The organism is Pseudomonas sp. GNP012 (assembly GCF_054343835.1).
In genome coordinates this window covers 1,654,029-1,677,343 of record NZ_JBTGUU010000001.1, presented here as the reverse complement: position 1 = coordinate 1,677,343, position 23,315 = coordinate 1,654,029, and the positions used below count along the sequence as shown (strand labels likewise).

Here is a 23,315-nt window from a genome sequence, read left to right as displayed (position 1 = left end):
CTCTACCCGCACGCCACAGCGCAGACCACCGGGATCAACCCATGACGGCCATTTTCCGGCCGCGTCCGACCTTGATCTGTTTGCTGCTGTTGCTGGTGCTGGTGTTCTGGCTGTCCCTGGCCCTTGGCCCGGTGAGCCTGCCGCTGGGCGATACCTTGCTGGCCGGGATGCGCCTGCTGGGGTTGCCGCTTGACGGGGGTGACACGCAGCAGGCGGAGTTGATCCTCGGTCAGATCCGTCTGCCGCGCAGCCTGCTCGGCATCGCCGTGGGCTCGGTACTGGCGTTGTCCGGCGTGGCGATGCAGGGGTTGTTCCGCAACCCCTTGGCGGACCCGGGCCTGGTCGGCGTGTCCGGCGGTGCCGCGCTGGGCGCCGCCCTCGCCATCGTCGGCGGCAGCCTGCTGGGTGGCGTGCCACCGGTCATCGAACCTTATCTGCTGTCGGTCAGCGCCTTCGCCGGTGGCTTGATCGTCACGGCGGTGGTGTATCGCTTCGGCCGCCGCAACGGGCAAACCGACGTTGCCACCCTGCTGTTGGCGGGTGTGGCGATGACGGCCATGGCCGGTGCCGGCGTGGGTCTGTTCACCTACCTGGCCGATGACGCGACCCTGCGCACCCTGACGTTCTGGAACCTGGGCAGCCTCAACGGCGCCAGCTATCCGCGCCTGTGGCCGTTGCTGATCGTCACCCTGGGTGTGGCACTGTGGTTGCCACGTCGCGCGGCGGCACTCAATGCCATGCTGCTGGGCGAGTCGGAGGCCCGTCACCTGGGCTTCGAGATCGAGCGCATCAAGCTTGAGCTGGTGTTGTGCACGGCGCTCGGCGTCGGTGCGGCCGTCGCGGCGGCCGGCCTGATCGGCTTCATCGGCCTGGTGGTGCCGCACCTGATGCGCCTGCTGGTCGGCCCGGATCACCGGGTATTGCTGCCCGCGTCGTTGCTCGCCGGTGCGAGCCTGCTGTTGCTGGCCGATCTGGCCGCGCGCCTGCTGTTGGCGCCGGCCGAATTGCCGATCGGCATCGTGACCGCACTGATCGGCGCGCCGTTCTTTCTTTATCTGCTGGTACGAGGGCGTTCCTGATGCTGCGGGCAAACAACTTGCTGGTACGTCGTGGCAACCGCACGGTACTGGCGAACATCGATATCCAATTGCGCCCCGGGGAAGTGCTCGGCGTGCTGGGACCGAACGGCGCCGGCAAAAGCACCCTGCTCGGCGCTTTGTGCGGCGAACTGCCAACCAGCGAAGGCAGGGTCAGCCTCGACGAGCGTCCACTCGCCGACTGGCCGGGCCAGGAACGGGCCAGGCGCCTGGCCGTACTGCCGCAGAGTTCGAGCCTGAACTTTGCGTTCTCGGTCAATGAAGTCGTGGGCATGGGGCGCCTGCCTCACGCCAGCGGCCACGTGCGCGATGGCGAAATCGTCGCCGAGGCGCTTTCAGCGGCCGATGCGCTTCATCTTGCCGGGCGCAGTTATCTGGCGCTGTCCGGCGGTGAACGCCAGCGCGTGCATCTGGCGCGGGTGCTCGCTCAACTCTGGCCGGGGGCCGAAGGGCAAACCCTGCTGCTCGATGAACCGACGTCGATGCTCGATCCGCTGCACCAGCACACCATTTTGCAAGCCGTGCGCGACTTTGCCGAGCGCGGTGCAGCGGTGCTGGTGATTCTGCACGACCTCAATCTGGCCGCACGTTACTGCGATCAACTGCTGTTGTTGCAACAGGGCCTGCCCCACGCCTACGGTCCACCGGCACAGGTGCTGACCGCCGAGGCGCTGGCTGCGGTGTATGGCCTGGAGGTGCTGATTCACCAACACCCGGAACGCGGCCACCCGTTGATCATCGCGCGCTGATACCGTCCCTCTCCTTCGTTGATCGAGGGGGCTTCTGTCTATTCAAGGAAAACCGATGCGCTTTCTGTTGCTGTGTGCATTCAGCCTGTTGGCTGCCTGCCAAACCCACTCTGTAACGCCGCCCCCGGCGCCGATTGCCCCGCAAGGGCGCGATCACGCCGATCTCGGTGTCATCCGCGAACTCGCCAGCGGTCGCACGTTGACCCCGCAGGAACTGGTCGAACGCCTGGCCGTTGCGCCGCGGGTTCTGGTCGGTGAACAGCACGACAACCCGGACCACCACGCCCTGCAACTGTGGTTGCTGCGCGAGCTGGCGGCACAGCGTGCCCAGGGCAGTCTGCTGATGGAGATGCTCAATCCCGATCAACAGGCCAAGGTCGATGCCGCGCAAGCCGCGACCCGCGCCGGCCAGCCGCCGGCCGATGCGTTCAAGGCGCTGGCCTGGCAGGCCAATTGGGACTGGAGCGTCTATGGTGCCCTCGTCACCTACGCGCTGCGTCAACCCTATCCGCTGCTGGCGGCGAATCTGGACCGCGCGCAGATCATGCAGATCTACCGACAGCGCCCTGAGTTGAATGGCGAAGCATCCACCACCCGACAGGTGCAGGCGACCTTGCTCGACGACATCCGCCAATCCCATTGCGGTCTGCTGCCCGAATCACAGATGCCGGCCATGCTCGCCGTGCAGCAACAACGCGACCGGCGCATGGCCGAGCACCTGATGGCCGCGCCGACGCCGGCGTTGCTGCTGGCCGGGGCCTTTCATGTGCGCAAGGATCTGGGGGTGCCGCTGCACTTGAAAGACCTCGGTGCCGGTGAAGGCAACGCCGTGCTGATCCTCGCCGAAGCGGGCAAGACCGTGACGGCCGAGAGCGCGGATTACGTGTGGTACACGGCCGCACAGCCGGAACAGGATCATTGCGCGAAGCTGCGTCGTTAATTGTGGTGAGGGGGCTTGCCTTCAACCTCCGGCGCGACACTATGTCACGCCTCTGCGCCGGTCCAATGGTCGTATCCACCCCGCCGCTACCGGCACAGTTTGTTAACATCCCCACGTTTTTTCGTCTGTACAGTCACCACGCTGTCAGTTTCAGCCTGTTCAACAGGATGCTTTTTTCCATGAGTACTTTGTATACCCGCCGAACTGTCCTGCAAGGCATGGGCCTCTTGAGCCTGGGCCTGCTCGCCGGTTGCGACGACAGCAGCAAGCTGTCGTTCAAGTACGGCAAAGACCTCAGCGACAAGATCATGGGGCGTAACTTCAAGCTCACGAACGCCGAGGGCGAAACCAGGATGCTGGGCAGCTATCGCGGCCTGATGCCGATGGTGTTCTTCGGTTTCACCCAGTGCCCGGCCGTGTGCCCCACCACGCTGGCCCGTGCCGCCCAGGCCAAAAAACTGATGGGCCGCGATGGCGAAAGGTTGCAGGTGATCTTCATCACCCTTGACCCGGAGCGCGACACGCCAGAACTGCTCGACAAATACGTCAAGGCTTTCGACCCGAGTTTCGAAGCGCTGTACGGCACCCTGGAACAAACCGCCGCCACCGCCAAGGAATTCGGCGTGTTCTTTGAAAAAGTCCCGAGCGGCGATACCTATACCCTCTCCCATACCGCGACCAGTTATGTCTTCGACTCCCGGGGCAATCTGCGCCTGGGGCTGTCCGCGTCCCTGACGGCCAAAGAGTGCGCAGAGGACCTGCTCACCGTGATGGAGGTTTGCTGATATGAATGCCCCGCAGGCTAAGAACCGTTTCGCGCAACGTTGCAAGCAACTGGCACTGGGCTTGTCCCTGGTCGGCCTGGCCTTTCAGGTGTCGGCACAAACCCGGGTCGACGACGCCTGGGTCCGCGCCACCGTAGCCGGCCAGCCATCGAGCGGCGCCTTCATGACGGTCACCGCGAGCAGCGACAGCAAACTGTTGAGCGTGCAAACGCCGGTGGCAGGTCTGGTGCAGATTCATGCAATGAGCATGAAAGACGACGTGATGAAAATGCAGCAGGTGGACGCCGTGGCACTGCCGGCCGGTAAAGCGGTGAGCCTGGATCCCAATGGCTACCACATCATGCTCATGAACCTGACGGGCCAGATCAAGGAAGGCGACAAGGTGCCGCTGACCCTGACCGTCGAAGACGCCAAGGGCGAGAAAGAGTCGATCCAGGTTGAGGCCGTCGCCAAGGCGATTGGTACCATGGATCACGGCAACATGGCGCATGATCACAGCAAGATGAATTGATTTTCCCGTAGCGCCGCAACGTCAAAAAGATCGCACATTGCAGTTCAGGTAAAACACAGTACCTGTGGGAGCGAGCTTGCTCGCGATTTACGGCGGGTCAGTCAACATTGATGTTGAATGGTACGCCGCCATCGCGAGCAAGCTCGCTCCCACAGGAGTTGCCCAAAAAACATCCCGTGGAAATCCACCGTCACCGACAATTTCAATGCCCTCGGCTCACCCTGGGTCAGGTCATTGTTGGCGGCGAGCTTTTCACGTCAACTCAAACGAGCTTGAGCACGACGTTGATGTTGTTGCGCGTGGCTTTCGAGTACGGGCAGTACTGGTGCCCGGTGTCGACGATTTTCTGTGCGGTCTCACGGTCCAGCCCCGGCAGGCTGACATTGAGCCGAGCCTGAAGCAGGTAGCCGCCTTCATTCGTGCCCAGGTCGACTTCCGCATCGACAGCCACATCCTTGGGCAACGTCACTTTCATTTCCCTGGCTGCCACTTGCATGGCGCCGATAAAGCAGGCTGACCACCCGGCAGCGAACAATTGCTCGGGGTTAGTACCGCCACCGCCCGCACCTGGCGAAGAAAGCTTCACATCGAGGATGCCGTCGGAACTGCGGGAGGCGCCGTCACGCCCGCCGGTGGTGTGGGTCTGGGCGGTGTACAACACTTTATCGATCTGGTTCATGCTGACCTCCTGATTAAGTTGTAGAAAACCGGTATTAACACCCCATTCGATCGCCGGGATGGTCAATCAATATAGACGTCACCGGCCCGCCCTGCAGTCGATCCGACCGGCGCCCGCTTCTTCATTATTTGCGCGCCAACTTGTACCTGACGCAGTCCTCATAAAAGCTTTGCCGCACGGCAGTCGGCTTCAATCGCGACGAACTGTCATAAGTTTGCTCTGTAATACCAAGTGCCATCATGCGCATCCATGTTTTGGAGAACTTGTAGGCCTGGATTTTCTGCCGCGCGGCGTACAAAGAAACCCCTGAAAGCTTTAGTTCCTGTGCCCTTGCAGCAGTGCCCGCGCCCCAACTGCACATGTATTGATCCTGGGTGGCCAGTTCTTTGGCTTGCGTCGAATTGCTGATACCCGCAACAACTAGCGGAATTAACGCGATCCATATCTTGCGCATCTTGACCTATCTAACTAGTTGAAAATGAAGTAATTTTGCGGGGGATTTTTAAACTTGGGGGCCAGCATCGTGCCTTTTTTGCAAATGAGTGCAAAAAACGAGATGGCCAAGGCCATTTCTTGCGAGTTTTCAATCCTTTGCTATAGCTAAGACTCTCAATCGCCAACTAAGTGAGGCAACGGAATGTCAGTCGCAAAAAAAATGAGTGTGGGGCAACTGACAATGTTGACCGCAGTCAACATGTTGGGCTCAGGCATTGTGCTACTACCGACGAAACTAGCGGAAGTCGGTGCAATTTCGATTCTTTCCTGGCTGGTGACGGCCACCGGCTCCCTGGCTCTGGCCTACGCCTTTGCGCGATGCGGGATGCTCAGCCGCAAGACCGGCGGCATGGGCGGCTATGCCGAATACACGTTCGGTAAAGCCGGTAACTACATCACCAACTACACCTACGGCCTCTCACTGTTGATTGCCAACGTGGCGATCAGTATTACCGCGGTCGGCTATATACAGACGCTGTTCGGAATAAAACTTGATTCACTGCAAGTCGGTCTCGCGACCATTGCCTTGTTGTGGATCACCACCTTCGCCAACTTTGGCGGCGCGAGCATTACCGGCCGGATCGGCGCGATCACCGTCTGGGGGGTGATTGCACCGGTGGTGCTGGTGTCCACGGTGGGCTGGTTCTATTTCGACAGCAGCGTCTACGCCGCTGGCTGGAACCCTCATGACAAAGGCTGGTTCGAAGCGGCCGGTGCCTCGGTGGCGATCACCCTGTGGGCCTTCCTTGGCCTGGAATCGGCTTGCGCCAACACCGACGCGGTGGAAAACCCTGAGCGCAACGTACCGATTGCCGTGCTGGGCGGCACCCTGGGTGCGGCGGTGATCTACATCGTCTCCACCAACGTCATCTTCGGCATCGTCGGCAACGAAGAACTGGTCGCGTCCACCGCGCCGTTCGGCCTGGTGTTCGCCAAGATGTTCACCCCGATGATCGGTGACATCGTGATGGCGGCCATGGTGCTTGCCTGCATCGGCTCTTTGCTGGGTTGGCAGTTCACCATCGCTCAGGTGTACAAAAGCTCGGCAGACACCGGTTACTTCCTGTCGATCTTCGCCAAGGCCAACAAGGCGGGCACCCCGATTGTCGGCATGCTGGTGCTGCTCGCCGCACAGACCGCACTGGCCCTGCTCACCATCAGTCCCGACCTTAGCAAGCAGTTCGACACCCTGGTCAACCTCGCCGTAGTGACCAACCTGGTGCCGTACATCCTGTCCATGGCCGCGCTGATGACCATGCAGAAAGTCTCCAACGTGCCGGAAGGCAAGGCCCTGGCCACCAACGTCATTGCGCTGATCGCGGCGGCCTACAGCTACCTGGCGCTGTACAGTTCCGGTGAGCAGGCCCTGATGCTCGGTGGCGTCGCCACGATCTTCGGCTACACCCTGTTCGGCTTCGTCAACAACCGCCTGATTCGCCTCGAAGCACTCAACAACAGCGTACCGACGCAAACCGTCAGCGCGCAGCACCTCACTGCCGAGCCAGTGCCGGTGAACAATCTGAATAAAGCCACTCTGGAGATTCAAGCATGACGGACTATAAACACTCGCTGGGCATGCTGGCACTACTGGTCAGCAGCCCACCGGACAAACGAACGGTGTTTGGCCGTGCCCTGGATCATCTGGTCAACGATGTAGAGGGACGTGGCGTCAGTGTTCTGGCTTCGGAAAGCCTCTCGGACGCCGCATCGATCCTGCGGTCGGACCCTGCCGTTCAGTGCGTGCTCATCCGCTGGGAAATGGACACCAGCGAAGGCCACGCCGACTGCATCAAGCTGCTGGTCAAACTGCGCGAGCGCAACACCCGCGTTCCGGTGTTCCTGATCAGTGACCGTACCACCGCGTCGAGCATTCCGTTGCTGGTCATGCAACACGCCGACGACTTCATCTGGCTGCCTGAAGACACCACCGGTTTCCTCAGCGGGCGCATCCTGGCCGCCATCGAACGCTATCGTCAGGCGGCCTTGCCGCCGATGTTCGGCGCGCTGGTGAAGTTTGCCCGCACCTATGAATACTCCTGGCACACCCCAGGCCATGCCGGCGGCACCGCGTTTCTCAAGAGCACTGCCGGGCGCGCCTTCTACGAGTTCTTCGGTGAAAACCTGCTGCGTTCCGACCTGTCGATCTCGGTCGGCGAACTGGGCTCCTTGCTCGATCACAGCGGCCCCATCGGCCAGGGCGAACGTTATGCCGCCAAGGTCTTCGGCGCACACCGCACGTACTACGTGACCAACGGTTCGTCGATGTCCAACCGCGTCATTCTCATGGCCAGCGTCACGCGCAACCAGATCGCCCTGTGCGACCGCAATTGCCACAAGTCCGCCGAGCATGCGATGACCCTGTCCGGGGCGATTCCGACCTACCTGGTGCCGACCCGCAACCGCTACGGCATCATCGGCCCGATCCTGCCGCAGACCCTGAGCGCCGAAGGCGTGAAAGCCGCCATCGCCAACAACCCGCTGGTCAAGAAAGGCATCGACCCGACGCCGGTGCACGCCATTGTCACCAACTCGACCTACGACGGCCTGACCTACAACGTCACCCGCGTCGAAGAGTTGCTGGGCGAAAGCGTCGACCGCCTGCACTTCGACGAAGCCTGGTACGGTTATGCGCGCTTCAACCCGCTGTACAGCGGACGCCATGCCATGCACGGCAATCCGGCCGATCACGACAAGTCCAAGCCGACCGTGTTCGCCACCCAGTCGACCCACAAGTTGCTGGCCGCCCTGTCCCAGGCCTCGATGATCCACGTGCGCGACGGCCGTAACCCGATTGAACATGCGCGCTTCAACGAGTCATACATGATGCACGCCTCGACCTCGCCGAACTACGCGATCATGGCGTCCTGCGACGTCAGCTCGGCCATGATGGAAGCACCGAGCGGGCAGATCCTCACCAGCGAGTCGATCGAAGAAGCCATCAGCTTCCGCCAGGTTCTCTCGCGCATGCACAACGAGATGCTGAGCAAGGACGACTGGTTCTTCACTTGCTGGCAGCCGCCGACCGTACAGGTGGGCGCCGCGACCGTGCCCTTCCATGAGGTCGATCCGGCTACGCTCAAAACCGACCCGAACTGCTGGGTCCTGCACCCGAACGCGGTATGGCACGGTTTCGGTGACATCGAAGACGGCTACTGCATGCTCGACCCGATCAAGGTGTCGGTACTTGCCCCGGGCATGGGCGACGACGGCAACCTGCTCGCCTCCGGTATCCCGGCCTGTGTGATCACCGCGTACCTGGGGCGCCAGGGTATCGTGGTCGAGAAAACCACCGACTTCACCATCCTGTTCCTGTTCTCCATCGGTATCACCAAAGGCAAGTGGGGCACGCTGCTCAACGCCCTGCTCGACTTCAAGCGCGACTACGACGACAACGCCGAGCTGGAGCTGTGCCTGCCCGACCTGTACAACGCCAACCAGCGACGCTATGCCGGCATGGGCCTCAAGGATCTGGCCGACGAAATCTTCGCCGCCATGAAGAAACACAAGACCACCGCCAACATGTCCCAGGCCTTCGGAACCTTGCCTAAAGCCGAATTCAGCCCGGTGGAGGCTTACGAGAAACTGGTGCGCAACGACATCGAACTGGTCACCCTCGAGCAAGCCGCCGGACGCCTTGCCGCCACCGGTATCGTGCCGTACCCGCCAGGTATCCCGTTGCTCATGCCAGGCGAGAACGCAGGCCCCGCGGACGGTCCGCTGCTGGCGTATCTCAAGGCACTGGAAGCCTTCGACAAATCCTTCCCAGGCTTCACCCATGACACCCATGGGATCGAGGTTGAGGATGGCGTTTACCGGATGCTGGTACTGAAGTGAGGTAAGCGAGACTCACCGTAAACCTGTGGGAGCGAGCCTGCTCGCGAAGACGGACTGACAGTCACCTGAGATGGCGACTGACACTCCGCTTTCGCGAGCAGGCTCGCTCCCACATTGCTTGCATACTCCGTAAAATCCCTATGGGCAAACTCAATCGCCGCGCTCTATGATTGATCCCCATGACCACCACCGCTCCAATTCGCTCACCCTGCCCGCCCGGCGCCTGCGACTGCGGGCGTGACCCGCTGCTGGAAACACCGGGGGCCGACCTGCGCATTCTGTTTCTGACCCGCAACGAAGAAAAACGCCTGATCGAACGCCTGGAGAATCTGCAGAGCCTGAGCGATCTGGAGCACCTGCAACGGCGTATGCTCGAACAGTTGGGCATCCGCGTGGACATCGCCCCCGGGTTCAATGAGGTGCGCACCATGCGCGGCATCGGCATCCAGATCGGCGAACTGCCGGGGCTGTGCCGCAAGACCCGCGCCAACATCCCGGCCGCCATTCGCCGAGCCATGGAAAAGCGCCCGGAGATTGCCTACGAGCTGCTCAATGCCAACGACCTGTTGCGTGACGCCTGATGAAGCCCATTCTCGAATTCCCCCTCACCGACGAGATTCTCACCTCGTTCGCCCTGGCCATCGGCGCCGACTTGCAGGGCTACCGCAACCACATTTACCGGGTGCTGAATTTCCATGCGGCCCTCAGCGGTACCGAAGGCTTGCCCTCGGATGCCGTACAGATCGCAGCGGCGTTTCATGACCTGGGTATCTGGACCGATGACACCCTTGACTACCTGCCGCCGTCCATTGCACTGGCCACTGAATATCTCGACAGCCGACAACGCCCGCAACTCAAAGATGAAGTCAGTGCGTTGATACTCGAGCACCACAAGCTGCGCCGGTATCGCGGCGCCTGTGCCGACAGCGTCGAACCCTTCCGCCGGGCCGATCTGGTGGATGTGTCCCTGGGCCTGGTCCGCTTCGGCCTGCCCCGACGCTTCATCAAAACCGTGCAATCGACCTTTCCCGATCACGGTTTTCACTCGATGCTGATGAAGCTTTCAGCCCGCCAATTGCTCCGCTCGCCGCTGCGGCCGCTGCCCATGTTTCGCTGGTGAAACAGGCGTCTGTCAGCCAAGCGCTTTTGCGAACGGTCATTTCTGGCAAACGCCCTGAAGCACTCACTTTCTGACTATCCACTACTGGATATTTTGTAATTCAAACCTACGCTCTTGGCGGGGGAATACTAATTTCAATGACGGTTGGGGGCTCGTCTCGAAGTACTCACGCAAGTACGCAGGAGCTCTACATGAACCGGACAACCTTATCCTCGATGTTTGCGGTACCGCTGTTGCTGTCCGCAATGGCGATTCCCGGCCTGACCCTGGCCGCCGACAAGGCCCCCAACATCCTGGTGATCATGGGCGACGATATCGGCTGGTCGAATATCGGCGTCTACAACCAGGGCATGATGGCTGGCAGAACACCCAACCTCGACCAGCTCGCCGCTGAAGGCATGCGCTTCACCGACTATTACGCCGAGGCCAGTTGCACGGCCGGGCGCGCCAATTTCATCACCGGCGAACTGCCGATTCGCACCGGCATGACCACCGTCGGCCAGGCCGGTTCGCCCGTGGGTATTCCCGCCGAAGCCGTCACCATCGCGACCGCGCTCAAGGCCATGGGGTATGCCACCGGCCAGTTCGGCAAGAATCACTTGGGCGACCTGAACGAGTTCCTGCCCACCGTGCATGGCTTCGACGAATTCTTCGGCTACCTCTACCACCTCGACGCCATGGAAGACCCGGCGCACCCCAACTATCCGCAAGAACTGCTCGCCACCGTTGGCCCGCGCAACATGGTCCACAGCTGGGCCACCACCACCGATGACACGACCGTGATGCCGCGCTGGGGCAAGGTCGGCAAGCAGAAAATCGAAGATGCCGGCACGCTCTATCCGGAGCGGATGAAAACCGTCGACGACGAAATTCGCGACAAGGCCTTCACGTTCATCGACAAGGCCAAGCAGGACAACAAACCCTTCTTCGTCTGGCTCAACCCGACCCGCATGCACATTGTCACCCACCTGTCCGACAAGTACGAAGCCATGCGCACCTCGCAGAATGGCTGGTCGGAACAGGAAGCCGGCATGGCGCAGCTCGATGACATCGTTGGCGACGTGCTGGCGAAGCTGAAAAAAGACGGCATGGACGACAACACCATCGTCATTTTCACCACCGACAATGGTGCGGAAAACTTCACCTGGCCGGACGGCGGCACCACCCCGTTCGCCATGGGCAAAGGCACGGTCATGGAAGGTGGCTTCCGGGTACCGGCAATCATTCGCTGGCCGGGCAAGGTACCGGCCAACCAGGTCGCCAACGGCATCATGTCCGGCCTGGACTGGTTCCCGACCCTGGTCGCAGCGGCGGGTAACCCGAACATCTCGGCGGAACTGCTCAAGGGCAAACAATTGGGTGATACCACCTACAAAGTTCACCTGGACGGCTATGATCAAACACCAATGATCACTGGCAAAGGCCCGTCGAACCGGCATGAAATCTTCTACTTTGGAGAGAGTGCCCTGGGTGCAGTGCGAATAGACGATTACAAATATCGCTTCATTGATCAGCCGGGTGGATGGATGGGGGCTAAAGTTGCTGTGGACGTGCCGATCCTGACCAATCTTCGGCTCGACCCGTTCGAGCGCATGGGTTGGCCGGAAAATCAGGCCGCGCAGGGTTCGCAACAATACTTCGACTGGTTCAAGTACCAGTTCTGGCGCTTCGTATTCGTGCAGCAACAAGTCGCCAAACTGGCTGAAACAGCGATCGAGTTCCCGCCGATGCAAAAAGGTGCGAGCTTCAACCTTGACTCGGTGAAAGCCAAGATCGCAGCAGCGCGGGCCGAGATGGCCAAGTAAACAGCCGAATCCACGGGTGGCTGATACCGTCCACCCGTGTTCGAAATGGACATTTGCTGAGGTAGATACATGCCGACCAGAACACTTGCCCGATCTGCATCCGCACTACTCGCCCTGTGCTGCCAGCAAGCCTGGGCCGGCGGCATCATGCTTTACGAAATCGGCACCGATAACGCTGGCCTGGCCAACGCCGGTGCCGCTGCCCGCGCCCAAGGCCCCTCGACCATCGCCAGCAATCCGGCGGGCATGAGCTACCTGCCAGGCACGCAAATCACCGCCGGCTTGCAGGTGCTGTACGGCGATCTGAGCTTCGACCGCGACGCCGGCACCAATACCCCGGGCAGCGGCAGTGGCAACGCCCTCGACCCGATTCCCGGCGGCAGTTTTTTCATCAGCCATGAACTGGACGAGCACTGGAGCGTCGGTTTCGGCCAGTACGGCGACTTCGGATTGGCAGTCAACTATGACAACGATTGGTCCGGACGCTACTTCTCGCAAAACGCCAGCCTGCTCGGCCTGTCGCTGGTACCGAGCGTGGCCTATCGCTTCAACGAGCAGTGGTCGGTGGGTCTGGGCGTCAAGGCCATGTACGGCATGCTGCAAGCCCAGACCGCGATTGACCGCTCGCCGTTCGGCTTTACCGACCGCACCGACGGCCAATTCAAGTACAAGGACCAGGATTGGGGCTTCGGGGCGAATGTCGGCGTGATCTACGCCCCGCAAGCCGGCACGCGCATTGGACTGACCTACACCAGCCAGGTCGACCTGGACTTCGAGGACCGGCTGGACGTGAATGGCGATGGCCGACTGCTCGAGCGCGTCAACAACACCAAAACCGAACTCGATGTGAAGGTGCCGCAAACCGTCACCCTGAGCCTGTTCCAGCAACTGGACCGGCAATGGGCCTTGCTGGCCTCGGTCAACTGGCAGGACTGGTCGGAATTCGGTGACATCGGGGTACAGGTCGACACCACCGCGGTCGGTGCGCAATCGACAACGGTCGACGCCGGTTTCAAGGACACCTGGCACCTGTCCCTGGGGGCGCAATACCAGGCCACCGAGCAATGGCTGTGGAACGTCGGCGTGGCGTACGACAGCAGCGCCGTGTCGGACGGCAACCGCAGTGTGATCGTGCCGATGAACGAATCCTGGCGCCTTGCGACAGGGGCCACCTATGCTCTGAACAAGGACACCGATATCAACGTCAGTTGGGCCATGGTCTGGCTCGGCGACATGCCGGTTGACCAGACCAAGTCCGTATCCGGCAATCAGATTTCCGGTGAATTCGACAATGCCTGGATTCAAGCCCTGAGCGGGAATATGACCTGGCGATTTTGATGTCTTGTAAACGAAAGAACGACGATTTTATCCAAGGAGTAGACACCACTATGAATCTGTCCCGAAAACTGCTGGTCGGCGCTGCGCTGGCAAGTCTGTTGCTAGGCGGCTGCACCTCGAAAGTGACTGAGAAGGAACAGTACTCAGGCTTCCTGTCCAACTACAACAACCTGCAGGAAGTCGAAACGCCGAGCGGCGGCACCGCGATGCGCTGGGTCAGCCCTTCGTGGAACCCGAATGCGTATGACACCGTGGTGTTCAACAAGCTGGAGCTGTACCCGGCGCCCAAACCCGATGAGCGGGTCAACCAGCAGACGCTGACCGACATTCAGAACTACATGACCAACAAGGCCAAGGCCACGCTGGGTCAGCGGTACCGCGTAGTGTCGAACTCCTCAGCGGCTCCGGCGGGTTCCCGGCCCCTGATCATGCGTGCGGCGATTACCGGGGTGAACGCCGAGAACGAAGGCATGAAGTGGTATGAAGTGGTCCCCATCGCGGCCGTAGTCGGGGCAACCCAGGCAGCCACCGGTCACCGTGACCAGGACACCACCTTGTTCATCGAAGCCGAGTTCATCGACGCCAAGAGCAATCAGACCGTGGCCAAAGTGGTGCGCAAGGTGTTTGGCACTACCCTGGAAAATGAAAGCCAGAAGATTACCGCCAAGGACTTCAAGGCGGCGATCGACAAACTGGGTACCGACTTCCAGGCGTTCCTCAAGTAACACCCCGCCCTTGTGGCGAGCGAGCTTGCTCGCCACAAGGGGGGCCTTCCTGACCCTTGCGGTCACTTCTTCATTCCCACCCGCCGACGCATGTCGGCAGTGATCGCCTGCCGGGTCTTGCGCATGTCCGCCCAGGGCTCATCGCCGACTTCAGCCAGGCGTTCAAGTGCGTTGTGCAGGTTCCACTGATTGCCGCCCTTGAGCTCGGCAACCTCTTGGCGAAAGATCGGCATCGACACCGGCAGGCCCTCACGGGTGCGGACGGCGTAGGCGCAGATGGTGGTCGCGCCCAGCCCGTTGCGTAGGTAATCGATGAAGATCCGTCCGACCCGGTTCTTCGGTCCCGACACCGCCGAAAAACGCTCGGGCAACAGCCTGGCCATGTGGCTGACAATGGCATGGCTGAAGTCCTTGACCTCATCCCAGCCGAGCTTGCGGGTCAGCGGTACCACCACATGGATGCCCTTGCCGCCGCTGGTTTTCAGAAACGCCTTGAGCCCCAGCTCATCCAGCACCGACAGCGTCAACTCGGTGGCCTCGATCATGCGTTTCCATGGCAGCGCCGGGTCCGGGTCAAGGTCGAGGACAAAACGGTCCGGCTTGTCGAAGTTGGCCGACGTGGCGTTCCAGGTATGCAACTCCACGGTGCTCATCTGCACCGCGCCAATCAGCGCCTCGGCATTGTTGATCAGCATCATCGGCTGACCGGTGAGCTGCTTGTCCAGCGTGGCGATGCCGGGGATCGCCAGGTGCTCGGCATTCTTCTGGAAAAACAGCTCGCCCGCGATACCGTCCGGTGCGCGCACCAGCGCCACCGGGCGATCCTTGAGTTCGGGCAGGATCCACTCGGCGACACTCGCGTAGTACTGCGCCAGTTGCAGTTTGGTGGTGCCGCTGCCGGGGTCGATCACCCGGTCCGGGTGAGTGATGCGCACCTGCCCCGCTTCCAGGCCGATTTGCGAGGGTGCGGGGTCGGGCTTCTTTTGCCTGGAAGCGGTTTTTTTCGCAGTGGAGGTTTTCACGGTGTTCGCGCGCTCCTCGGTGATGTCGTGTGCCGGTTTGTCATTGCGCAGGCCATGGAACACGGCATGGCGCACTGAACCGTCCCGGGTCATTTCAGCGAATGCCACTTCTGCCAGCAGCTTGGGTTTGAGCCAATGCACATCCCTGGCCTCGGCACCGCCGGGTGGATTGACCACCGACGGTTCTTTCACCTGCAACGGCTTGAGCTGCTCATGGAGGCTGCGCAGCGTCGCCTCATTGAACCCGGTGCCGACTTTGCCGGCATAGCGCAACTCGCCACTGTCGCGGTCATGCAGCCCCAGCAGCAGCGCGCCGAAGGCATGGCGCGAGCCTTTCGGCTCGGTGAATCCGACGATGACGAACTCCTGCCGATGCTGGCATTTGAGCTTGATCCAGTCGCTACTGCGCCGGGAGACATAGGGCGACCCAAGACGCTTGCCGATCAAGCCCTCCATGCGCATCTGGCAGGCGCTGTCGAGCAAGGCGTGCGGCTCCTCGCCAAACGACTCGGAGAAGCGCAGCAGCGGCTGGTCATTGGCCTTGAGCACAGTTGCCAGCGCAGCCCGGCGCTCTTCGACCGGCACTTCGCGCAAGTCCACGCCATTGAGGTACGGCAGGTCGAACAGGTAGTAGAAAATGCCGTCGCTGCGCTGCGCCTCGAAGGCGTTTTGCAGCGCCTGAAAGTCCGGTACACCCTGGTCGTCGGCCACCACCATTTCACCATCGAGCCACGCCGATTCCAGGCCAAGCGCGACCAGAGCCTGGGCCTGTTCTGGCAGTTTGTGGGTCCAGTCGTGGCCATTGCGGGTGAGCAGCCTGACGTCACCGTGGTCGATGCGAGCCATGATCCGGTAGCCGTCGAATTTGATTTCGTAGCTCCACGAGCCGTCCGGGACCCTGTCCACCAGCGTCGCCAGTTCCGGCTTGAGCAGATCCGGCAACCTGGCTTTGCGGGCGCCGGTCAGTGGCGATGATTTTTCCTTGCTCGAGCGCTTGGCGGCTGGCTCGCCAGTCGCCGAAAAATCGCGCCTGTCATCGAGGTTGCGGGGCATGGCTCACCTGCTTCGCGCCAGGACGTTGGATGCAAACGTCTCTTAACCAAGCAGAGCCGGCGAGCGGCGCAATAATTCAATCGGCATTGAAAAGGCCCGGACGGACGGGCTTGTGGCGCGGGGGTGCGGCCGCGCTCCCACAATGACTTTCAGCGCACACAGCCTCTGCGTTCGACGCGGATCAACCTGTGGGAGCGAGCTTGCTCGCGATGGCGGTGGGTCAGGCGCCAAGGATGTTGGCTGTGCCGGCCTCATCGCGAGCAAGCTCGCTCCCACAGGGATTTTCAGTGCACGCAGAATCTGCGTTCGACGCGGATCAACCTGTGGGAGCGAGCCTGCTCGCGATGGCGGTGGGTCAGGCGCCAAGGATGTTGACTGTGACGACCGCTTCGCGAGCAGGCTCGCTCCCACAGGGATTTTCAGCGCACGCAGAATCTGCGTTCGGCGGGGATCAACCTGTGGGAGCGAGGTTGCTCGCGAAGCTTTAGGCAGTACGCCTGGCCTGCTGCTCCAGATGCAATTGCAACTCTGGCTCGATCTGCAATGCCGCGGCCAGTTCATCCAGATAGTTGCGCTCGGCGTCCTGTTGGTCGTCGACCAGCATCACGCTGGCCAGGTACATCTCCGAGGCCATGCCGGGGTCGGTGGCCGACTGCGCGACGTCACTGGCGTCCAGCGGCTTGGCGACTTCATCGTCCAGCCATTGCTGCAATTGCGGGTCGTCGGTGTGACGGCCGATTTCAGTGCTGATCATCTGCTTTTCGGATTCATCGATCCGGCCATCGGCCTTGGCCGCGGCAATCAATGCCCGCAGGATCGCATGGCTGTGTTCCTCGGCTTCCGGGCCGGCCAGCAAGTCCACGGTGCGCGGCGCCTCCTGCGGGGCCGACGCCTGACTGCGTTGCCAAGCCTGGTACGCCTGGAACGCCATCATGCCGAGGGACGCCAGCGCCGCATAATTGGTGCCGCCACCGGAGCGGCTTTGGCGTGCCCCGCCCATCGGCGAACCGCCGCCCAGCAAACCACCGAGCAAACCGCCCAACCCTGCGCCACCGCCGCCCGCACCCGCACCGGCGCCACCGCCCAACAACCCGCCGAGCAATCCGCCCAGGTCGCCGAGCCCGCCCTGGGCCGACGCGCCACCGCCGCCCCGTTGCGCCATCGAGCCCTGGCCGGCGCGCAATAACTGTTCGAGCAGATCGCTGGTGTTCATGACGCTTGTCCTCTTGGAAAGAGTTCTATCCAGACAGGCAACGATAGACCTCGCAGACGAATGTGCCAGCGCCGTTGGGCCGACGCACCCGCATCACTGCGGATTGTCCGGGGTATTTTTTTTAGCACGGCTAAGATTGATAGGTGGTGAACCTTATCCGCGGATACCCGGTCGATACCTGCAACCCGACCCGGTTTGCCAGCGCCCCCTTACGCGGGGCGTCAACTGGCTTGCTTCATTCACTGGAGAACGCCCCTGTGATTTCAACCCTGTACATCGCCAGACTCAAAGCATGGGGCGCCCATGGTTTTACGGCCACCGGCGTGGTCACCGCGTTCCTCGCCACCCTGTCCCTGCTGGATAACCAGCCGACCCATTGTCTGCTTTGGCTGGGTGTCGCCCTGATCGTCGACGGACTGGACGGCGCACTGGCGCGCAAGGTCAACGTGCAGACGGTGTTGCCGAGCTTCGATGGCTCGATCCTCGACCTGGTGATCGATTACCTGACGTATGTGTTTATACCGGCGCTGTTCATCTATCGCTACATCCCGTTGCCGGATTACACCCTGCTGCTGAGCGTGTCGCTGATTCTGGTGTCGTCGCTGTTCTGCTTCTGCAATGTCAACATGAAGAGCAAGGACAACTATTTCCAGGGCTTCCCCGCCGCCTGGAACGTGGTTGCCCTGTGCCTGTACATCATTGACCCGTCGCCGTGGATCACCTTCATGACCATCATTGGCCTGGCCCTGCTGACCGTGACCCGGATGAAATTCCTGCACCCGTTCCGCGTGCGCCGGTTCATGCCGATCAACATTGCGGTGACGGCCATCTGGTTGCTGTGCAGCTTGTCGCTGGTGCTCAACCATCCAGTGATCAACCCGATGGTGATGGGACTCTGGCTGCTGATGTCGGCGTATTTCCTCGGTATCTGCTTCTGGCGCACGGCGCTGGAGTGGTTCGACGAATCGCGGCTCAAGTAGCCATGGCTGTCCATATCGTTCAACTGGGTTCGCCGCGTCGCCCCGACGAAGGCTTGCGCCTGGGCACGGTGCGCCGCCCTCCCCGTGGCGTACCGAAAGCCGAATTCGCCAGCCGGGATTTCTATGATGTCTGGCAGCCCTTGCTGTCACCCAGCGCGGAGCTGGTGGCCGAGGCCAAGGCTGCACAGGATGCCCAGGCCTGGGAGGTGTTCCGGCGCAAGTTCAAGGCCGAGATGAACCAGCCCGCTGCCAGTCAGTTGCTGGACCTGCTGGCCGCGTTGTCTCACAGCACGTCCCTGGCCGTGGGCTGTTATTGCGAGGATGAAGCGCATTGTCATCGGTCGGTGTTGCGCGAGTTGCTGGAGGCGCGGGGGGCGAAGGTGGTTTAGCGTGTCTGAACACAGCCCCCTGTAGGAGCGAGCTTGCTCGCGATGGTCGATAACGATTACGCGTGATTTCTGGATGCACGCGGCGTTTTCGAGTCCATCGCGAGCAAGCTCGCTCCTACAAGGACTTATGCAAGGCCATTAACGCCGCGTGATCACTACCTCCAGGTATTCACTCGGCACCACCAGCGACTTGTCGCCCGCCCGGTTCATCCGGTTGATCAGCTCGGTCAGGTCCGCTTCCAGCGCCTTGGCGCCGTCCGCGGGCAGTGCGGCGAAGGCTTTGTGCACCGGTCCGTACCACTGGCGGAAGGTGTCGATGAAATGCGCTGCAGAGCGATAGCGGAAATTGAAGGTGCGGCGCGTCACCTGCAGCAGGAAGTCCCGCTCGTCGAAGTGCTCGTGCAGCCAGGCTTCGGTGCCCCAGCGCGAGGGCGGATTCGCTCCCGGCGCAGGTGGCAGGTGCTGGCCCAGGGTCTTGAACATCTGGCCGACGAAGCCTTCCGGTGTCCAGTTGGCCAGGCCGATCCGCCCGCCCGGGCGGCAGACTCGCGCCAGCTCCGCGGCGGCTTTGGGCTGGTCCGGCGTGAACATCACACCGAAAGTCGAAAGCACGGCGTCGAAGCTGTCGTCGGCAAAGGGCAAGGCTTCGGCATCGGCGACCTGGAAGGAGACGTTCAGGCGTTCTGCCCGGGCCCGCTCTTCGCCGCGCTCCAGCAAGGCGGCGACATAGTCGGTGGACGTAACCTTGCAGCCACGGCGCGCAGCCGCGAGGGTCGCGTTGCCGTTACCGGCGGCGACGTCGAGCACGCGCTCATCGCACAACAGGTCGCAGGCTTCGGCCAGTTGCTCGCCGACGATTTGCAGGGTAGTGCCGATCACGGCGTAGTCGCCGCTGGCCCAGGAGGCCATTTGACGGTTTTTCAAGGCAGTCAGATCAATGGGTGTACTCATGGAGGTAGTCTCTGGGTTGAAACACGAATCGGGCCTGATCGCGGTTACTCCGCAGTCGTCGGGTCGATGATGTTCATGACCTGGGAAATGCGGTTGGCGGGAAAACCACTGATCCTGGCATGCTCCTGGATCTGCGCCTCGTTCGGCGAGATGTACACGCAGTAGAGCTTGTCACCGGTGACATAGCTCTGCAGCCACTGCACCTCTGGCAACTCACGCAACGCCCGGCAGGACTTTTGCGAAGCGGCTTTCAAATCCCTTTCCGACAGAGCTCCGGCGCCCTGGATCTCACGTTCAATGACGAACTTAGGCATGGCAACCTCTCTTTGTTGTTCTGGATGACAGGGCGGCTCTCACCCTGTGATCAAACTATCGTCCTGACGGGCGCTGGCGTCCTGCCCGATCGTCGCCCAAGCCTGCCCGATCGTCCGGAGATTCCACACGGCGCGCCGACGCGTTCACAATCAGGAATCCTGTCACGGGGAAATCCCTATGGACGCTCTGTCACAGACCCTGCGGGTGGTGCACCTGGTCGGCGCGATCTTCATCAACGCCCGGTTCACCGCGCCCTGGTGCTACCAGTCGCCCAGCGCCGACACGGCCGCGCCGTTCCTGGAGCCCGATGCGGAACGAGTGGTGATCTTTCACCTGATCACCGATGGCGAGTGCTACGTCGAGCTGGGCGATGACCCGCCGCTGCTGCTGAGCGCCGGCGACGTGGTGATCTTCCCTCAGGGCGACGCCCATCGCATGTGCTCCCGACCCGGATTGCCCCCGGCCACGGGTGCGCGACTGGATGCGGTGCTGGCACGCCGGCCACGCCAACTGAGCTATGGCGGCGGTGGCGCGGTCACCCGCCTGGTGTGCGGCTACCTGGCGTGCGACACGCGCCTGGCGGGCATGTTGCTCAAGGGCTTGCCACCCGTGGTGCGGGTCAACGTGCGCGGTTCGAGTGCCGGTATCTGGCTGGAATCCTCCGTGCGCTACGCCCTCGCCGAAGCCCGCTCGCCCCGCCCCGGCGGCGAAGGGGTCCTGGCCAAACTCGCCGAAGTGCTATTCATCGAAGTGCTGCGCCTGTACATGAACGAACAGGGCGAAGGTCGCACCGGCTGGCTGGCCGGTGTACGCGACCGCATCGTCGGCGCCGCCCTCAACGCCTTGCACAAAAAACCCTGCCACGCCTGGACGCTGGACGAACTGGCGCGCACCGCCAGTACTTCAAGATCGGTGTTGGCCGAGCGCTTCCAGCAACTGGTGGGGGTGTCGCCGATGCAGTACCTGACGCAATGGCGGGTGTTGCTCGCCGCCAACCTGTTGCGCAGCAGCAACAACTCATTGACGCGCATCGCCGAGGAAGTCGGCTACCAGACCGATACCGCCTTCAGCCGCGCCTTTCGTCGCGAGTTCGGTGCACCGCCGGCGGCGTGGCGACGTGGTCAGGCGGCCTCGAGCCAATTGAGCGGTCACTAAACCAATGGGGGCGACAGTCCTGTCCGAGCCCGCTACTCTCGCTACCCTGCGACTGAACTTGAAAGGACTCATCACATGGCACCCCGCCTGGACTGGCTTGCTCGACATAGGCAGCACAGCAACACATTCGCTTCGTGGATCCACCGGCAGTTCCACTACGAATACGCCGGACAGCCCCTGCCCGACTGGCAACGGGAATTTGCCGAAGGCCAAGACAACGGCGACTGGAAGTGCCTGATCGCCCTCGACCACAACGAACTGTTGGGCGGTGCAGCGCTGGCCAGGGCCGATCTGGCCCATCGCCCGGATCTGGGGCCTTGGCTCGCTTGCGTGTTCATCACTCCCGAGGCACGCAGCAAGGGCTTGGCGGAGCGTTTGATCGAAGGGATTTGCGCGCAAGCCAAAGCCAACGGCGAGAAGAGGATCTACCTGCACACCCAGGACCAGAGCGCTTATTACGCCAGGCGCGGCTGGGTGGTACTGGAGCGTTTTCAGGCATGGGAAAAAGATCAATGGCTCATGGCGCGGGACCTGTGAGCCATTGATCAAACGGTTCAAGCCGCTGGCGCGCTGGCCTTGGCCTCCTCCAGCAATTGCTGGATCACTTTCTCCTGCGTGTCGTAGCTGCCTTCACCGAAGTGGGTGTAACGCACCTGCCCCTTGGCATCGATGATGTAGTGCGCCGGCCAGTACTGGTTGTCGAAGTTGCGCCAGATCGCGTAGTTATTGTCGATCGCCACCGGGTAGGTGATGCCGTATTCCTTCACCTTGTCCCTGACGTTGTCGATGATGCGTTCAAAGCCGTATTCAGGCGTGTGCACGCCGATCACCAGCAGTCCGTCCTTTTCATATTTCTTCGCCCAGTCCTTCACGTACGGCAGGGTGCGCTTGCAGTTGATGCAGTCGAAGGTCCAGAAGTCCACCAGCACCACCTTGCCTTTGAGGGCTTCGTTGGTCAGTGCCGGTGAGTTGATCCAGTCCACCGCGCCGGACAACGACGGCATTGCGCCCTGGGCGTTGCCCATGGTGCTGTCGGCCTTGACCTTGCTGACCAGGTAATCGACGACTTTCGGCACGGTCTCCAGCACGTTTTTCTCGACACGGCTGACACCTTCCGATGAAGTGTTGGCCAGCAACAGGTCGTTGGCCCCCGTTGCGATCACCGCCGTACCGGCCAGCACCGCAACCCCCGCGCCCCGGCGCAGCCAGCCAGTGACCGGAATCGACGGTTTCAAGCGATTGACCAGGCCACGCCCGGCAAAGATCAAGACGCCCAGGGACAACGCACTGCCCGCGCCATAGGCCACCAGCAACAGACTGGTACCGGCATTCGCGCCCTGCAGCATGGCGCTGGTGAGAATCACCCCGAGGATCGGCCCGGCGCAGGGTGCCCAGAGCAGCCCGGTAGCGACACCGATCATGATCGACGCCAGCGGCCCGGACATCTTGCGCGAGTCCGGGTCGATGCGATTGCCCAGCAGCACGAAGGGGCGCGCCAGCCAGTCACCGACCCGGGCGGAAATCAGCGACAGGGCGAACAGCACCATCACGAACAGGGCGACGTGTCGGCCGGTGTTGCTGGCCTGTATCACCCACTCACTGCTGACCACCGCCAGGCTGGAGACCAGGGCGAAGGTCAGGACCATGCCGCCGAGGGTCAGCAGGATCGAGGCGCGTGTGCGGTCGGCCCCGGCGAACAAAAATGGCACGACCGGCAGGATGCACGGGCTGAGGACGGTCAATATGCCGCCCAGGAAAGCGATGAGTAACATGGGATCACCTAATACAATTTAGAGGGCGACACACAATCATTGTGGGAGCGGGCTTGCTCGCGAAAGCGTACATTCAGCCAGCGATGATGCGGCTGACACGCCGCCTTCGCGAGCAAGCCCGCTCCCACATTTGAACGGTGATGTTTGGCTTCAAGCTGTCTGTTCATCCAGCAACTGTCCCTGAGGCGTGCGGCTGGCACCGTCTTGTGCCAGCAAGCCCTGGGTGCCCTGCTCTGCCACTGGCGTCAGCTGGAAGCAGGTGTTGCTGGCGCAGGTGCTTTGCTCGACGGCGGCGTTGGCATGGGCCGCAGCACCGGCGACGGAAAAGGCGATGGCGGTGAGAAAGCGGGATGCGTTGTTCATGATGTCCTTCCTGATTCAACTGGA

24 protein-coding genes are annotated in these 23,315 nt (G+C 61.9%); 16 read left to right on the top strand and 8 right to left on the bottom strand.

Features of this window, described 5'->3' with window-relative positions; genetic code table 11:
• The first annotated feature begins 95 nt into the window (after positions 1 to 95).
• The 5 genes from ACXX83_RS07595 (at position 96) to ACXX83_RS07575 (ending at position 4,082) form a co-directional block, all read left to right on the top strand.
• A complete protein-coding gene (locus ACXX83_RS07595) occupies positions 96 to 1,079 on the top strand; it encodes a FecCD family ABC transporter permease (protein WP_458550167.1) in 984 nt (327 codons plus the stop codon).
• Positions 1,079 to 1,846, top strand: coding sequence for a heme ABC transporter ATP-binding protein (locus tag ACXX83_RS07590; RefSeq protein ID WP_458548003.1), 768 nt, complete (start codon positions 1,079 to 1,081; stop codon positions 1,844 to 1,846). Before ACXX83_RS07595 ends, ACXX83_RS07590 begins: the two co-directional genes overlap by 1 nt.
• A 55-nt stretch (positions 1,847 to 1,901) precedes the next feature.
• Positions 1,902 to 2,786, top strand: coding sequence for a ChaN family lipoprotein (locus ACXX83_RS07585; RefSeq protein ID WP_458548002.1), 885 nt, complete (start codon positions 1,902 to 1,904; stop codon positions 2,784 to 2,786).
• Positions 2,787 to 2,965: 179 nt separating this feature from the next.
• Positions 2,966 to 3,571, top strand: a complete 606-nt coding sequence (locus tag ACXX83_RS07580) for an SCO family protein (RefSeq protein WP_015094590.1) — start codon at positions 2,966 to 2,968, stop codon at positions 3,569 to 3,571.
• A 1-nt stretch (position 3,572) separates the two neighbouring features.
• Entirely contained in the window at positions 3,573 to 4,082 is a 510-nt protein-coding gene (locus ACXX83_RS07575; RefSeq protein WP_102675476.1) for a copper chaperone PCu(A)C, read from the top strand.
• A gap of 262 nt (positions 4,083 to 4,344) precedes the next feature.
• On the opposite strand, the gene ACXX83_RS07570 is transcribed toward ACXX83_RS07575, so the two are convergent.
• Together ACXX83_RS07570 and ACXX83_RS07565 are read right to left on the bottom strand one after the other, a co-directional pair.
• A complete protein-coding gene (locus ACXX83_RS07570; protein WP_126045343.1) occupies positions 4,345 to 4,761 on the bottom strand; it encodes an organic hydroperoxide resistance protein in 417 nt (138 codons plus the stop codon).
• Positions 4,762 to 4,885: 124 nt separating this feature from the next.
• The gene (locus ACXX83_RS07565; protein WP_015094587.1) at positions 4,886 to 5,215 is read right to left on the bottom strand and encodes a hypothetical protein; all 330 of its coding nucleotides are present in this window, start codon (positions 5,213 to 5,215) and stop codon (positions 4,886 to 4,888) included.
• A gap of 183 nt (positions 5,216 to 5,398) precedes the next feature.
• Here ACXX83_RS07565 and potE point away from each other — a divergent pair, with 183 nt between their 5' ends.
• The 7 genes from potE to ACXX83_RS07530 all read left to right on the top strand — a co-directional run bounded on the left by potE (position 5,399) and on the right by ACXX83_RS07530 (position 14,078).
• On the top strand, positions 5,399 to 6,808 hold the full coding sequence (gene potE, locus ACXX83_RS07560; protein ID WP_217837938.1) for a putrescine-ornithine antiporter: 1,410 nt from the start codon (positions 5,399 to 5,401) through the stop codon (positions 6,806 to 6,808).
• The gene (locus ACXX83_RS07555) at positions 6,805 to 9,090 is read left to right on the top strand and encodes an Orn/Lys/Arg family decarboxylase (protein WP_217837937.1); all 2,286 of its coding nucleotides are present in this window, start codon (positions 6,805 to 6,807) and stop codon (positions 9,088 to 9,090) included. The genes potE and ACXX83_RS07555 overlap by 4 nt, the downstream gene beginning before the upstream one ends.
• 179 nt (positions 9,091 to 9,269) lie before the next feature.
• Positions 9,270 to 9,671 (top strand): hypothetical protein, encoded by a 402-nt coding sequence (locus tag ACXX83_RS07550; RefSeq protein ID WP_015094584.1) that lies wholly within the window; start codon positions 9,270 to 9,272, stop codon positions 9,669 to 9,671.
• On the top strand, positions 9,671 to 10,210 hold the full coding sequence (locus ACXX83_RS07545) for an HD domain-containing protein (protein ID WP_015094583.1): 540 nt from the start codon (positions 9,671 to 9,673) through the stop codon (positions 10,208 to 10,210). The genes ACXX83_RS07550 and ACXX83_RS07545 overlap by 1 nt, the downstream gene beginning before the upstream one ends.
• A 191-nt stretch (positions 10,211 to 10,401) precedes the next feature.
• Positions 10,402 to 12,015, top strand: coding sequence for an arylsulfatase (locus tag ACXX83_RS07540; protein ID WP_126045339.1), 1,614 nt, complete (start codon positions 10,402 to 10,404; stop codon positions 12,013 to 12,015).
• 69 nt (positions 12,016 to 12,084) lie between these two features.
• Complete coding sequence (locus ACXX83_RS07535) at positions 12,085 to 13,353, top strand: OmpP1/FadL family transporter (protein ID WP_458548001.1); 1,269 nt, start codon at positions 12,085 to 12,087, stop codon at positions 13,351 to 13,353.
• Between the two features lie 50 nt (positions 13,354 to 13,403).
• The gene (locus ACXX83_RS07530; protein ID WP_007978067.1) at positions 13,404 to 14,078 is read left to right on the top strand and encodes a DUF3313 domain-containing protein; all 675 of its coding nucleotides are present in this window, start codon (positions 13,404 to 13,406) and stop codon (positions 14,076 to 14,078) included.
• A gap of 62 nt (positions 14,079 to 14,140) precedes the next feature.
• Here the strand turns inward: ACXX83_RS07530 and ligD are convergent, their stop codons facing one another.
• Complete coding sequence (gene ligD / locus ACXX83_RS07525) at positions 14,141 to 16,153, bottom strand: DNA ligase D (RefSeq protein WP_458548000.1); 2,013 nt, start codon at positions 16,151 to 16,153, stop codon at positions 14,141 to 14,143.
• A gap of 484 nt (positions 16,154 to 16,637) precedes the next feature.
• Entirely contained in the window at positions 16,638 to 17,366 is a 729-nt protein-coding gene (locus ACXX83_RS07520) for a tellurite resistance TerB family protein (protein WP_458547999.1), read from the bottom strand.
• Positions 17,367 to 17,623: 257 nt separating this feature from the next.
• Between ACXX83_RS07520 and pcsA the strand changes: the two genes are divergently transcribed.
• Positions 17,624 to 18,346: a phosphatidylcholine synthase gene (pcsA, locus tag ACXX83_RS07515; protein ID WP_458547998.1), complete on the top strand. Its 723-nt coding sequence runs from the start codon at positions 17,624 to 17,626 to the stop codon at positions 18,344 to 18,346.
• 2 nt (positions 18,347 to 18,348) lie between these two features.
• Positions 18,349 to 18,735: a DUF488 domain-containing protein gene (locus tag ACXX83_RS07510; RefSeq protein ID WP_458547997.1), complete on the top strand. Its 387-nt coding sequence runs from the start codon at positions 18,349 to 18,351 to the stop codon at positions 18,733 to 18,735.
• A gap of 138 nt (positions 18,736 to 18,873) precedes the next feature.
• Here ACXX83_RS07510 and ACXX83_RS07505 read toward each other — a convergent pair whose 3' ends face one another.
• Together ACXX83_RS07505 and ACXX83_RS07500 are read right to left on the bottom strand one after the other, a co-directional pair.
• Complete coding sequence (locus ACXX83_RS07505) at positions 18,874 to 19,686, bottom strand: class I SAM-dependent methyltransferase (protein WP_458547996.1); 813 nt, start codon at positions 19,684 to 19,686, stop codon at positions 18,874 to 18,876.
• 44 nt (positions 19,687 to 19,730) lie between these two features.
• Positions 19,731 to 20,000, bottom strand: coding sequence for a DUF4242 domain-containing protein (locus ACXX83_RS07500; protein WP_015094567.1), 270 nt, complete (start codon positions 19,998 to 20,000; stop codon positions 19,731 to 19,733).
• Positions 20,001 to 20,178: 178 nt separating this feature from the next.
• On the opposite strand from ACXX83_RS07500, the gene ACXX83_RS07495 reads away from it, so the two are divergent.
• Both ACXX83_RS07495 and ACXX83_RS07490 read left to right on the top strand, forming a co-directional pair.
• Positions 20,179 to 21,156, top strand: coding sequence for an AraC family transcriptional regulator (locus ACXX83_RS07495; protein ID WP_458547995.1), 978 nt, complete (start codon positions 20,179 to 20,181; stop codon positions 21,154 to 21,156).
• A 75-nt stretch (positions 21,157 to 21,231) separates the two neighbouring features.
• Positions 21,232 to 21,693: a GNAT family N-acetyltransferase gene (locus tag ACXX83_RS07490; protein ID WP_015094565.1), complete on the top strand. Its 462-nt coding sequence runs from the start codon at positions 21,232 to 21,234 to the stop codon at positions 21,691 to 21,693.
• Positions 21,694 to 21,710: 17 nt separating this feature from the next.
• Here ACXX83_RS07490 and ACXX83_RS07485 read toward each other — a convergent pair whose 3' ends face one another.
• Together ACXX83_RS07485 and ACXX83_RS07480 are read right to left on the bottom strand one after the other, a co-directional pair.
• The gene (locus ACXX83_RS07485) at positions 21,711 to 22,928 is read right to left on the bottom strand and encodes a cytochrome c biogenesis protein DipZ (protein ID WP_015094564.1); all 1,218 of its coding nucleotides are present in this window, start codon (positions 22,926 to 22,928) and stop codon (positions 21,711 to 21,713) included.
• Between the two features lie 150 nt (positions 22,929 to 23,078).
• On the bottom strand, positions 23,079 to 23,291 hold the full coding sequence (locus ACXX83_RS07480) for a hypothetical protein (protein ID WP_458547994.1): 213 nt from the start codon (positions 23,289 to 23,291) through the stop codon (positions 23,079 to 23,081).
• Positions 23,292 to 23,315 lie beyond the last annotated feature (24 nt).